Raw genomic sequence first — 12565 nt, forward strand, 5'->3', positions numbered from 1 at the left:
CGAGGCGATTTAAGCCGGAACCAAGCCTCGCTTTAAACCCGCAGCCACGCCCTTGTCACCGTTCCTGAACGCACAGGGGAAATCGATCTACAGGTGAACGGAAAAAATATCGACTAACATTTATCGTCCCAGGACAGGCTCAAAGGATGATTAGGATACGAGCTAGTTCTGAACTGTAGAGAGCTTATCCTTTCTCTGCCTCCACCCCTCCCATCCTCCCCCAAATTAACCCGGAATGATGAGTGATAAAGCCTTATGCTGTGGCAAGGTGGCGTCATTTTTAAGCGATGGGAAAGTTACTATGTTGAATGCCTGGCACCTGCCGGTAACACCGTTTATCCAGAAACGGGAACAAAGCCTTGTCATCACTCTATGGCTGGCGGGGGATGACCTGCCGGAAAAAGTGATTCTGCGCGGCGAAAAAGATAACGAAGAGATTTCCCTGGCCATGACGCGCCAGAAACACGCGCCCCTGGAGGGCGTTGTCGCCTGGAAAGTCACCCTTGATACTGCCGAAGGGCAGCCGCGCCGTCGCTATAGTTTTAAGCTGCTCTGGCAGGACCGACAGCGCTGGTACACGCCCCAGGGCTTTCAGAAGACACCGCCGGCTCGTCTGGAACAGTTCGCTTTTGATACGCCGGATGATGGCCCGGACTGGGTGCAGGATCAGGTGTTTTACCAGATCTTCCCGGATCGTTTTGCGCGAGGATCGAATCGCCAGCCGGGGCAGGATAACGTTTATTTTCATCATGCGGCCGGGCGGGAGATCGTCCGCCGGGAATGGGATGAGCCTTTAACCGGGGAGGCCGGAGGGTCGACCTTTTACGGGGGCGATCTTGACGGCATCAGCGAGAAATTGCCTTACCTGAAGAAGCTCGGCGTGACGGCGCTTTATCTGAACCCTGTTTTCACCGCGCCCAGCGTGCATAAGTACGACACTCAGGATTACCGTCAGGTGGACGAGCAGTTTGGCGGTAACGCCGCTTTCCTGCGGCTGCGGGAAAACACGCGCAGGCAGGGGATGAAACTGATGCTGGACGGCGTCTTTAACCACAGCGGCGATACGCACGCCTGGTTTGACAGGCATCAGCAGAACGGCAGCGGCGCCTGCCATAACCCGCAGTCACCGTGGCGCGACTGGTACAGCTTCTCCGACGAGGGGCTTGCGCTGGACTGGCTGGGCTATTCCAGCCTGCCTAAGCTGGATTATCGCTCGGCTACTCTGGTGGACGAAATCTATCGCGGCGAGCAAAGCATTGTGCGGCACTGGCTGCGCGAGCCCTGGGGCATCGACGGCTGGCGTCTCGATGTGGTGCATATGCTGGGTGAAGCGGGCGGGGCGAAAAATAACCTGCTGCACGTCAGCGGCATTACCCGGGCGGCAAAAGAAACAAAAGCGAATGCTTACGTCCTGGGCGAGCACTTTGGCGATGCCCGGCAATGGCTGCAGGCCGATGCCGAAGATGCCGCCATGAACTATCGCGGTTTTACTTTCCCGCTGTGGGGATTTTTAGCAAACACCGATATCTCCTACGAGCCGCAGGATATTGACGCCCAAACCTGTATGGCGTGGATGGAAGAGCATCGTTCGGCGCTTTCCCATCAGCAGCAATTGCGGATGTTTAACCAGCTCGACAGCCATGATACCGCCCGATTTAAGTCGATTCTTGGTAAAGATGTTGCCCGCTTGCCGCTGGCCGTTATCTGGCTGTACGCCTGGCCCGGCGTGCCCTGTATTTATTACGGCGATGAGGTGGGGCTGGATGGCAACAACGATCCTTTCTGCCGCAAGCCTTTCCCGTGGAAGCAGCAGGATCAGGACTCAGACCTGCTGGCGCTCTATCAGCGTTTAGGCAAACTGCGTAAGCAAAGCCGGGCGCTCCGCCAGGGCGGCTGCCGGGTTATCTATGCGGAAGGTGATGTTGTGGTATTTGTTCGTGCTTATCAAAACGAGCGCGTGCTGGTGGCTATAAACCGCGGCAGCGAGGTTCAGGTAACGCTGCCGTGGGATGCCCTGCTGAGCGGCAGGGCCTGGACGCAGCTCGAAGGCGAGGCCGGTCTCGATAACCGTGAATTGACCCTGCCTGCCGTCAGCGCTGCCGTCTGGCGTAGCCTGTAGCCTAAAGCTCCGGCGGGTAGCTATTTAGCTATTCGCCGGGAGCTGATAAAGCGAATTCACTAAATCCCCTTCGATGATCTTCTCTCGCCACCAGCGAGCGGCCAGGCCTTCGCCACGGTTGTGCCAGCCGATGTAGGTCACGTCCGTCTGGCGGAACGATACAACCGGTTTTTCAATCAGTTTGCCGCTGTTCAGGAGCGGCTGGGCGATATGGCGGGGTAAAAATCCGCAGGCCAGACCGGCGACCAGAATCGCGACCTTACTGGGGAAGTCGTACACCACCACGCGCTCTTGCTCTTCAATGTAATTGGTATTGATGGGATGACAGTAGCGCGCCGTATCACCGATGATGGCCGCACGATGTCGGCAAACTTCGTCGCTGGAAAGCACGTGTTCAGCTTTTGCCAGCGTGTGACCTGGTGAGACGACAAAGACGTTGTCGAGCGTGCCCAGCATCTTGTAGGAATACTCAGAGGAGGTGGGCGGCTCGTTAATCGCGCCGAGAATAATGTGGGCGCCGTTATGGGTCAGCTCTTCCCATGCGCCAGCCAGCGTATGGTGGGTAAAATTGAGCGTGGTTTGCTGACCGAGGGCGTAGAACTCGTTCATCAGCGGCAGCAGCAAATGAAACGGAAACGATCCGTCCAGGGCGATGGTGAGCGTTTTTTCCCAGCCGGAGGTTGAGCGCAATGCCTGGCTTTCCAGATCCTTCGCAGCGCTGAGCACCATGCGCCCTTTTTCCAGCACGATCCTACCGGTGTCGGTGAATTTGGCTCTGTGCCCCGATCTGTCCAGCAGTTTGATATTCAGATCGTTTTCCAGCTTCTGCACCATATAACTCAGCGCTGCGGGGGTTTTAAACAGCGATTCAGCGGCGGCGGCAAAACTTCCGTGCTTGTCTAAAGCATCAAGAATAAGCAGAACATCTAAATTCACACGCATAGCGATAGTCCATTCAGGCCTTTTTCCCGCCAGAGTCTAGCACCAAAAAATTAAATAAGACGTTAGAAAATTCCGGCTATCAACCCTGCGCCTGTATGCAGAGAATAAGGGCGTCATCCAGAGATGGATACCTTAATAACTCATTGATAGCTGAGGGAATAAAATGTCTATTCGTGAATTGATTGACCCAAAAAACTCTGCCCTTATTTTTATCGATCACCAGCCGCAAATGGCTTTCGGCGTGGCGAATATCGATCGCCAGACCCTGAAAAATAACACCGTGGCGCTGGCGAAGGCGGGCAAAATATTTAACGTACCGACGATTTATACCTCCGTCGAAACCAAAAGCTTCAGCGGCTATATCTGGCCTGAATTGTTGGCCGTTCACCCTGAAATTAAGCCGATTGAGCGCACCTCGATGAATTCCTGGGAAGATAAAGCGTTTGTTGAGGCGGTGAAGGCAACCGGCCGTAAAAAGCTGATTATTTCTGCGCTGTGGACCGAAGTATGCCTGACCTTCCCGGCGCTGATGGCACTGGAAGAAGGCTTTGAAGTTTATGTGGTGACCGACACTTCTGGCGGGACTTCTGTGGATGCCCACGAGCGCGCTATTGACCGCATGGTACAGGCCGGTGCCGTGCCGGTGACCTGGCAGCAGGTCCTGCTGGAGTACCAGCGCGACTGGTCACGCAAAGAGACTTACGACGCGGTGATGAGCCTGGTTCGTGAGCACAGCGGGGCTTACGGCATGGGCGTCGACTACGCTTACACCATGATTCACGGCGCGCCGGAACGTAAAGCCTGATGAATCACTCCCGGAGCGGGTTCACCGCTCCGTTTTCTCTCCCCATTCTGACTCAGGAATTGCGGCATGGCCGACAACAATACCGTTACGCTGGTGATAACCCACGCAATCCGGCCCGGCGAGGCCGCTCGCTACGAGCAGTGGCTGGAAAAAATTATGCCGACCGCCGCCCGTTTCCCCGGCCACCTTGGGGTACACGTGATTCGCCCCACAACCGGGAACGACACCTATAACGTGGTGATTCGTTTCGACACGCTCGAGCATCTCAATGCCTGGACTGATTCCCCTGAACGCCATCGCCTTGTGGAAGAGATTAAATCCTCTCTCGCCGACGATGACAAAGTGCAGGTGCACACCGAAACCGCCTTCTGGTTTACCCCGGAGAGTGCCACGGTGAAGCGCCCGCCGCAGTGGAAGCAGTTCTTGATTACTTTACTGGTTATCTTCCCCAGCACCAACCTTGTGCCGTGGGTGACGGGCATGCTGTTCCCTGGTTTGCGCGGCACGCTCCCCGGACACCTGCTTAACGATGCCTGCGTGGTGGCGCTGGTGGTCTGGCTCTGGATGCCAATGGTGACGAAGCTGTTTGCCGGTTGGTTAAAAAAAGCATGATTTCTCAGGAGTACCTGATTATGTCTCAACATGCCTCACTGATTTTGACTAACGGCCAATTCCACACGCTGGATAAAGAGAATCCTCTGGCCGAAGCGGTAGCGATTAAAGACGGTAAAATTCTGGCGGCGGGCACCACCGCGTATGTGATGAGCTTTGCCGGAGAAGGCAGCCAGATGGTCGATTTGAAAGGCCACACGGTTATCCCCGGCCTGAACGATTCGCACCTGCACCTGATCCGGGGCGGCCTGAACTACAACCTTGAGCTGCGTTGGGAAGGCGTGCCTTCGCTTGCTGATGCCTTACGGATGTTAAAAGAACAGGCGCTGCGTACGCCATCCCCGCAGTGGGTTCGCGTGGTGGGCGGCTGGACAGAGTTCCAGTTTGCCGAACGCCGTATGCCAACCATCGAAGAGCTTAACGAGGCCGCGCCGGATACGCCGGTGTTCGTTCTGCATCTGTACGACAGAGCTTTGCTCAACCGCGCGGCCCTGAAAGCCGTAGGCTACACCAGAGAGACGCCGAATCCGCCGGGCGGAGAAATCGTTCGTGACGGCAACGGCAATCCTACGGGGATGCTGGTGGCGAAGCCTAACGCGATGATTCTTTATTCCACCCTGGCTAAAGGGCCGAAGCTGCCGCTGGAACTGCAGGTGAACTCTACGCGGCAGTTTATGCGCGAGCTGAACCGCCTGGGCGTGACCAGCGCGATCGATGCGGGCGGCGGTTTCCAGAACTACCCCGAGGATTACCAGGTCATCGACGAGCTGCACGGTAAAAAGCAGATGACGGTGCGCATTGCCTATAACCTGTTTACCCAGCGCCCTCAGCATGAGCTGGAAGATTTCGAAAAATGGACCGATATGCTGACGCCGGGGCAGGGGACTGATTTCTATCGCGCCAACGGGGCCGGTGAGATGCTAGTGTTCTCGGCGGCGGACTTTGAAGACTTCCTGCAGCCGCGCCCGGATCTGCCGGACGGCATGGAGCAGGAGCTTGAGCGCGTGGTGCGCCATCTGGTTGAACACCGCTGGCCGTTCCGCCTGCATGCAACCTACAACGAGTCCATCAGCCGCATGCTGGACGTGTTCGAAAAGGTGGACCGCGATATTCCGTTCAACGGCCTGCACTGGCTGTTTGATCACGCGGAGACGATTACCGAGCGCAATATAGACCGTGTTAAGGCGCTGGGCGGTGGGATCGCGGTCCAGCATCGTATGGCCTTCCAGGGGGAATATTATGCGGAGCGTTACGGGCTGGAGGCGGTAAAACAAACGCCACCGGTGGCGAAAATGCTTGCCGCAGGCGTGCCCGTAGGCTTGGGCACCGACGCCACGCGCGTGGCCAGCTACAACCCTTGGACGGCGCTTTACTGGCTAGTGTCCGGGCGCACGGTGGGCGGTATGCAGATGTACGACGAGAATAACCGTATGTCCCGCGATGTCGCCCTTGAGCTATGGACCGCCGGCAGCGCCTGGTTCTCTAACGAGCAGGGTAAGAAAGGGCGGATTCAGGCGGGACAACTGGCCGACCTGGTCGTGCTGTCTCAGGACTACTTCAGCGTGCCGGAAGAGGCAATCAAGGGTATTGAATCGGTAATGACCGTAGTGGATGGGAAAGTGGTTTACGCTACCGGCGCCTTTACTCCTCTGGCTCCGCCTGCCATTCCTGTTCTGCCTGACTGGTCACCAGTGGTGACCGTGCCGGGGCATTACCGTTCCGCCCCGCCTGCGGCGGCAAAAGTGGGGATGATGGCAGCGGTTCATCAGTGCTGCGGCAGCTGTAGCGTCCACGGGCATCAGCACGAGGTGGCACGGAACTCCTCGATTCCCGTTGGCGATGAGACGGCGTTCTGGGGCGTGATGGGCTGTTCCTGCTTCGCCTTCTGACAAAAACAAAAAAGGCCGCATTCGCGGCCTTTTCTTCGAGCTTGCTTAGCGATTACAGCTTAGCAACGTTCTCGCTCAGGTACTTAGCCACGCCGTCCGGAGACGCGTTCATGCCTTCTTTCCCTTTTTCCCACTGAGCCGGGCACACTTCGCCGTGCTCTTCGTGGAACTGCAGCGCGTCAACCATACGCAGCATTTCGTCGATGTTACGACCCAGCGGCAGATCGTTCACAACCTGGTGGCGAACGATACCGGCTTTGTCGATCAGGAAGGAGCCGCGCAGCGCAACGCCAGCTTCCGGGTGTTCGATACCGTAGGCTTGCTGGATTTCACGTTTGATATCAGCAACCATCGCGTATTTCACTTCGCCGATGCCGCCTTTATCAACAGGGGTTTTACGCCACGCGTTGTGCACGAACTCGGAGTCAAAAGATACACCAACGACTTCTACGCCGCGCTTCTGGAATTCTTCGTAACGCTTGTCGAACGCGATCAGTTCAGACGGGCACACGAAGGTGAAGTCCATCGGCCAGAAGAAGACCACGGTAGCTTTACCGTTGGTGTGTTTTTTGAAGTTGAAGTTTTCAACGATTTCGCCATTGCCCAGGACGGCAGCAGCGGTAAAGTCAGGGGCTGGACGAGTAACCAGGACCATATGTACTCCTGTTAATTTTGTTAAAGTGAATGTTAACGCAACGGGGGGAGTATAGGGGCTCCATTCCATGTAGCTCAATGGCATCTTGCCAATCAATCAGATAGGTTTTGGCTATCAAAAAGACGCATATATTGATGCCGGTAACCAAGATAGCCCTTTTTAGAAAAAGGGCAAGTTGTTCTAACGTGAACCGGGAACGATCACAAACTTTTTTGTTCGGCCATCGCCATCATGCGCGGGTAGAACTGCCAGAACAATTCCTCCAGCCGATCATAATGGGCGTCGAGATCGTGCCAGGAGTCTCGCAAGGCATCGAGTTTTGGTCTACGGCTCGCCATCCCGTTGAGAACGTTAGCAATAAAGTCCATGTCCTGGTAGCGTTCCAGCCAGCGTTCACGCCATAAATAGTTATTGAGGTTAATGAAACGCGGCGGCGTGTCGGCAAGCCTGGGCTCAATTTGCCCGCGTGCATAGGCGACAAAATCTTCAAGCTCGATATCCGGGCAGACTTTATCCCAGTGACGTGACAGGAAGTGGTCCCACATAACGTCCAGCGAAATAGGCGAAACGCGCCGCGTTTTGGGGCCAAACCAGCCTCGGGCGAGAGCGACCTCCGGCAGGCCGTCCGTGAGGGCATCCACCCGGCGGTGCATATAAATGCCGGCCACGACTTCGGGCGAAAAGCTGTCGTCCGGGTTGCCGCGCACGAAATCCGCCAGCAAATTTCCCAGCAGTGAACTTTGGGCCAGATGGGCAAGATGCAGGTGGGCGAGAAAATTCATCGAATAGTTATTCCATTTATGGCTTTAAAACGGCCTGAGCGGGGTAAACGTGTTGCAGGGAAAGCCCCCTGCCACTAGACTAAGCCGCCTGTTTTTAAGTCTGAGTGCTATACCATGCGCGTTGCTGATTTTTCCTTTGAACTGCCTGAATCCCTGATTGCTCATTATCCGCAAGCCGAGCGCAGCAGCTGTCGTTTGCTGTCTCTGGACGGGCCGACGGGCGCGCTGACGCATGGCACTTTCACCGATTTACTCGACAAGCTCAACCCCGGCGACCTGCTGGTGTTCAATAACACCCGCGTTATCCCGGCTCGTCTGTTTGGCCGTAAAGCCAGCGGCGGGAAAATTGAAGTTCTGGTCGAGCGTATGTTGGATGATAAACGCATTCTGGCACATATTCGCGCTTCTAAAGCGCCAAAACCCGGCGCCGAGCTGCTGCTGGGCGATGATGAAAGCGTACACGCCACCATGGTTGCACGCCACGATGCGCTGTTTGAAGTTGAGTTTAACGACGAACGCGCCGTGCTGGATATCTTAAATAACATCGGCCATATGCCGCTACCGCCGTACATCGACCGACCTGATGAAGAGGCCGACCGCGAGCTTTATCAAACGGTTTATAGCCAGAAGCCGGGTGCCGTTGCCGCGCCAACGGCGGGCCTGCACTTTGACGAGCCGCTGCTGGAAAAGCTGCGTAATAAAGGCATAGATATGGCGTTCGTCACGCTGCACGTTGGCGCTGGGACGTTCCAGCCGGTGCGCGTCGACAGCATTGAAGACCACATCATGCACTCTGAGTATGCCGAAGTGCCTCAGGATGTTGTGGACGCGGTGCTGGCCTGCAAAGCTCGCGGCAACCGCGTTATCGCGGTAGGGACAACGTCGGTACGTTCGCTGGAAAGCGCCGCTCAGGCGTCGAAAAACGATCTGATCGAGCCGTTCTTCGGCGATACCCAAATCTTCATCTACCCGGGCTATCAGTACAAAGTGATCGACGCGCTGGTGACGAATTTCCACCTGCCAGAGTCTACGCTGATTATGCTGGTCTCGGCATTTGCCGGATATAAAAACACAATGCACGCCTACCATGAGGCGGTGAAAGCGGAATATCGCTTCTTTAGCTACGGCGATGCGATGTTTATTACCTGCAATCCGCAGGCGATAAACGAACGCCCGGGGGAGTAATTTCCCCTCACCCTGACCCTCTCCCCAAGGGGGAGAGGGGATAATAAAGGGTCAACCTCTCTCCTGGGGAGAGGGAATAATGCAGGTCTTATTTTCTCCCTCTCCTTTCCAGGGAGAGGGTTGGGGTGAGGGTCAAACCTCCCCAATATTCCGCCGTGAGCCCCGCCCGCGGCGTTCATTTATTCACCAGACTGTTTCTCTGGTGCTGGAGGAAATGTGAAATTTGAATTAGATACCACCGACGGCCGCGCACGCCGCGGTCGCCTGGTCTTTGAACGTGGCACCGTCGAAACCCCGGCCTTCATGCCGGTGGGCACTTACGGCACCGTAAAAGGAATGACGCCGGAAGAAGTTGAAGCCACGGGCGCGCAGATTATCCTGGGCAACACCTTCCATTTATGGCTGCGTCCTGGCCAGGAAATCATGAAGCTGCACGGCGACCTGCATGATTTTATGCAGTGGAAAGGCCCAATCCTCACGGACTCCGGTGGTTTCCAGGTGTTCAGCCTTGGCGACATCCGTAAGATCACCGAAGCGGGCGTACACTTCCGCAACCCGATCAACGGCGATCCGATTTTCCTCGATCCTGAAAAATCCATGGAAATTCAGTACGATCTGGGTTCCGATATCGTGATGATCTTCGACGAATGTACGCCTTACCCGGCGGACTGGGATTATGCGAAGCGCTCCATGGAGATGTCCCTGCGTTGGGCCCAGCGTAGCCGCGATCGCTTTGATTCTCTTGAGAATAAAAATGCGCTGTTCGGTATTATTCAGGGCAGCGTTTACGAAGATTTACGAGATATCTCGGTAAAAGGTCTGGTAGAGATCGGCTTTGATGGCTACGCTGTCGGCGGCCTGGCGGTAGGAGAGCCGAAGGAAGACATGCACCGTATTCTGGAGCACGTCTGCCCGCAAATCCCTGCCGACAAACCACGTTACCTGATGGGCGTAGGTAAACCGGAAGACCTGGTTGAAGGGGTACGCCGCGGTATCGACATGTTCGACTGCGTCATGCCAACTCGTAATGCGCGTAACGGTCACCTGTTCGTGACGGACGGCGTAGTGAAAATCCGCAATGCTAAGCATAAAGATGACACCGCACCGCTCGATGCCGAGTGTGATTGCTATACGTGTCGCAATTATTCACGTGCCTACTTGCATCATCTTGACCGTTGCAACGAAATACTGGGCGCGCGTCTCAATACCATTCATAACCTGCGCTATTACCAGCGTTTAATGGCTGGTTTACGCAAGGCCATTGAAGAGGGTAAATTAGAGCACTTCGTGACGGATTTTTACGAGCGGACAGGTAAGCCGGTTCCACCTTTGAACGTTGATTAATTTAATAATGAGGGAATTTTAATGAGCTTTTTCATTTCTGATGCGGTAGCTGCAACAGGTGCTCCATCGCAGGGTAGCCCGTACTCTTTGATTCTTATGCTGGTGGTGTTCGGTCTGATTTTCTATTTTATGATCCTGCGTCCGCAGCAAAAGCGCACCAAAGAGCATAAAAAACTGATGGACTCCATCTCCAAAGGTGATGAAGTGCTGACCAACGGTGGTCTGGTTGGCCGCGTGACTAAAGTAGCTGAAACTGGCTACATTGCTATCGCGCTGAACGATACCACCGAAGTGGTTATCAAACGTGATTTCGTAGCTGCCGTTCTGCCGAAAGGCACCATGAAGGCGCTGTAATTTTCGTTTTCCCTAAGGGAACTACACGTGTTAAACCGTTATCCTTTGTGGAAGTACATCATGCTGATCGTCGTGCTGGCGATTGGCCTGCTGTATGCGCTTCCCAACCTGTATGGTGAGGATCCGGCCGTTCAATTAACTGGCGTGCGCGGTGCCGCCGCCAGTGAACAAACGCTGATCCAGGTCGAAAACACCTTAAAACAAGAAAAAATCACCGCTAAGTCTGTGGCGCTGGAAGAGGGCGCTATTCTCGCTCGCTTCGACTCTACCGATACCCAGCTGCGTGCGCGTGAAGCGCTGATGAGCGTGCTGGGCGACAACTATGTCGTGGCGCTTAACCTTGCTCCTGCCACTCCTCGCTGGATGTCGACTATCGGTGCGAACCCGATGAAGCTTGGCCTTGACCTGCGCGGTGGCGTTCACTTCCTGATGGAAGTGGATATGGACACAGCGCTTGGCAAACTCCAGGAACAAAATATCGATGGCCTGCGCAGCGATCTGCGTGACAAGGGCATTGCCTACACTAACGTGCGTAAAGCGGACAATTACGGCGTAGACATCGTCTTCCGTGATTCGAGCGCACGCGACTCCGCAAGAGATTACCTCTCCTCTCGTCATCGCGATCTGGTGTTCTCTAACCAGGGTAGCAATACGCTGCGTGCCGTGATGAGCGATGCTCGCCTGAGCGAAGCGCGTGAATACGCGGTACAGCAGAACATCAATATCCTGCGTAACCGTGTGAACCAGCTTGGCGTAGCCGAACCGCTGGTACAGCGTCAGGGTGCTGACCGTATCGTGGTTGAACTGCCGGGTATTCAGGACACCGCTCGCGCGAAAGAAATTCTGGGTGCGACCGCGACGCTGGAATTCCGTCTGGTTAACACGAATGTGGATGCCTCTGCTGCAGCCTCTGGCCGCGTGCCGGGTGACTCCGAAGTGAAGCAGACTCGCGAAGGTCAGCCGGTTGTGCTGTACAAGCGCGTGATTCTGACCGGTGACCACATCACAGACTCCACGTCCAGCATGGATGAATACAACCAGCCACAGGTAAACATTTCCCTGGACAGCGCTGGCGGTAACATCATGTCTAACTTCACAAAGGACAACATCGGTAAGCCGATGGCGACCCTCTTTGTGGAGTACAAGGACAGCGGTAAGAAAGACGCGAATGGCCGTTCTGTTCTGATGAAAGAAGAAGAAGTTATCAACGTGGCGAACATTCAGTCTCGCCTGGGTAACAGCTTCCGCATCACCGGGATCAGCAACCCGAATGAAGCCCGTCAGCTGTCTCTGCTGCTGCGTGCCGGTGCGTTGATCGCGCCAATTCAGATTGTTGAAGAACGTACCATCGGTCCAACGCTGGGTCTGGAAAACATCAAGCAAGGCCTGGAAGCATGTCTGGCGGGTCTGGTGGTGTCCATCATCTTCATGCTGTTCTTCTATAAGAAGTTTGGCCTGATCGCGACCACGGCACTGCTGGCTAACCTGGTGCTGATTGTGGGGATTATGTCTCTGTTGCCGGGCGCAACGCTGACCATGCCGGGTATCGCGGGGATCGTCTTAACCCTTGCGGTTGCGGTGGATGCCAACGTGCTGATCAACGAGCGTATCAAAGAAGAGATCAGCAACGGTCGTACGGTCCAGCAGGCGATTGATGAAGGCTACAAAGGCGCGTTCAGCTCCATTTTTGATGCCAACATCACCACGCTTATCAAAGTTATTATCCTGTATGCCGTAGGCACCGGGGCAATCAAAGGCTTTGCTATCACCACCGGTATTGGTGTCGCAACCTCGATGTTTACCGCAATTGTCGGGACTCGTGCCATTGTGAACCTGTTGTACGGCGGCAAACGCATCAACAAGCTGTCTATCTGAGGA

11 protein-coding genes are annotated in these 12565 nt (G+C 55.4%); 8 read left to right on the forward strand and 3 right to left on the reverse strand.

Annotated elements, in window-relative coordinates; translation table 11 throughout:
- Positions 1 to 301 precede the first annotated feature (301 nt).
- Positions 302 to 2119, forward strand: a complete 1818-nt coding sequence (gene malZ, locus CNE01S_RS09125) for a maltodextrin glucosidase (protein ID WP_061275355.1) — start codon at positions 302 to 304, stop codon at positions 2117 to 2119.
- A gap of 24 nt (positions 2120 to 2143) precedes the next feature.
- Here the strand turns inward: malZ and CNE01S_RS09130 are convergent, their stop codons facing one another.
- The gene (locus CNE01S_RS09130; RefSeq protein ID WP_061275357.1) at positions 2144 to 3061 is read right to left on the reverse strand and encodes a LysR family transcriptional regulator; all 918 of its coding nucleotides are present in this window, start codon (positions 3059 to 3061) and stop codon (positions 2144 to 2146) included.
- A gap of 163 nt (positions 3062 to 3224) precedes the next feature.
- Here CNE01S_RS09130 and CNE01S_RS09135 point away from each other — a divergent pair, with 163 nt between their 5' ends.
- The 3 genes from CNE01S_RS09135 (at position 3225) to CNE01S_RS09145 (ending at position 6367) form a co-directional block, all read left to right on the forward strand.
- Positions 3225 to 3866, forward strand: a complete 642-nt coding sequence (locus tag CNE01S_RS09135) for a hydrolase (RefSeq protein WP_061275359.1) — start codon at positions 3225 to 3227, stop codon at positions 3864 to 3866.
- Between the two features lie 66 nt (positions 3867 to 3932).
- Positions 3933 to 4478: an antibiotic biosynthesis monooxygenase gene (locus CNE01S_RS09140; protein ID WP_061275361.1), complete on the forward strand. Its 546-nt coding sequence runs from the start codon at positions 3933 to 3935 to the stop codon at positions 4476 to 4478.
- A 20-nt stretch (positions 4479 to 4498) separates the two neighbouring features.
- Positions 4499 to 6367, forward strand: coding sequence for an amidohydrolase (locus tag CNE01S_RS09145; protein WP_061275507.1), 1869 nt, complete (start codon positions 4499 to 4501; stop codon positions 6365 to 6367).
- A gap of 52 nt (positions 6368 to 6419) precedes the next feature.
- Here CNE01S_RS09145 and CNE01S_RS09150 read toward each other — a convergent pair whose 3' ends face one another.
- Entirely contained in the window at positions 6420 to 7022 is a 603-nt protein-coding gene (locus CNE01S_RS09150) for a peroxiredoxin C (protein ID WP_008454530.1), read from the reverse strand.
- Between the two features lie 200 nt (positions 7023 to 7222).
- On the reverse strand, positions 7223 to 7804 hold the full coding sequence (gene acpH / locus CNE01S_RS09155; RefSeq protein WP_061275363.1) for an ACP phosphodiesterase: 582 nt from the start codon (positions 7802 to 7804) through the stop codon (positions 7223 to 7225).
- Between the two features lie 114 nt (positions 7805 to 7918).
- Here acpH and queA point away from each other — a divergent pair, with 114 nt between their 5' ends.
- The 4 genes from queA to secD all read left to right on the forward strand — a co-directional run bounded on the left by queA (position 7919) and on the right by secD (position 12562).
- Positions 7919 to 8989 (forward strand): tRNA preQ1(34) S-adenosylmethionine ribosyltransferase-isomerase QueA, encoded by a 1071-nt coding sequence (queA, locus tag CNE01S_RS09160; protein WP_061275365.1) that lies wholly within the window; start codon positions 7919 to 7921, stop codon positions 8987 to 8989.
- 216 nt (positions 8990 to 9205) lie between these two features.
- Entirely contained in the window at positions 9206 to 10333 is a 1128-nt protein-coding gene (tgt, locus tag CNE01S_RS09165) for a tRNA guanosine(34) transglycosylase Tgt (RefSeq protein ID WP_038475127.1), read from the forward strand.
- A 21-nt stretch (positions 10334 to 10354) separates the two neighbouring features.
- Positions 10355 to 10687, forward strand: a complete 333-nt coding sequence (yajC, locus tag CNE01S_RS09170; RefSeq protein ID WP_039290737.1) for a preprotein translocase subunit YajC — start codon at positions 10355 to 10357, stop codon at positions 10685 to 10687.
- Between the two features lie 27 nt (positions 10688 to 10714).
- Entirely contained in the window at positions 10715 to 12562 is a 1848-nt protein-coding gene (gene secD, locus CNE01S_RS09175) for a protein translocase subunit SecD (RefSeq protein ID WP_072279123.1), read from the forward strand.
- Positions 12563 to 12565 lie beyond the last annotated feature (3 nt).

It is taken from the genome of Cedecea neteri NBRC 105707 = ATCC 33855, from assembly GCF_001571265.1.
Lineage (GTDB): Bacteria > Pseudomonadota > Gammaproteobacteria > Enterobacterales > Enterobacteriaceae > Cedecea > Cedecea neteri.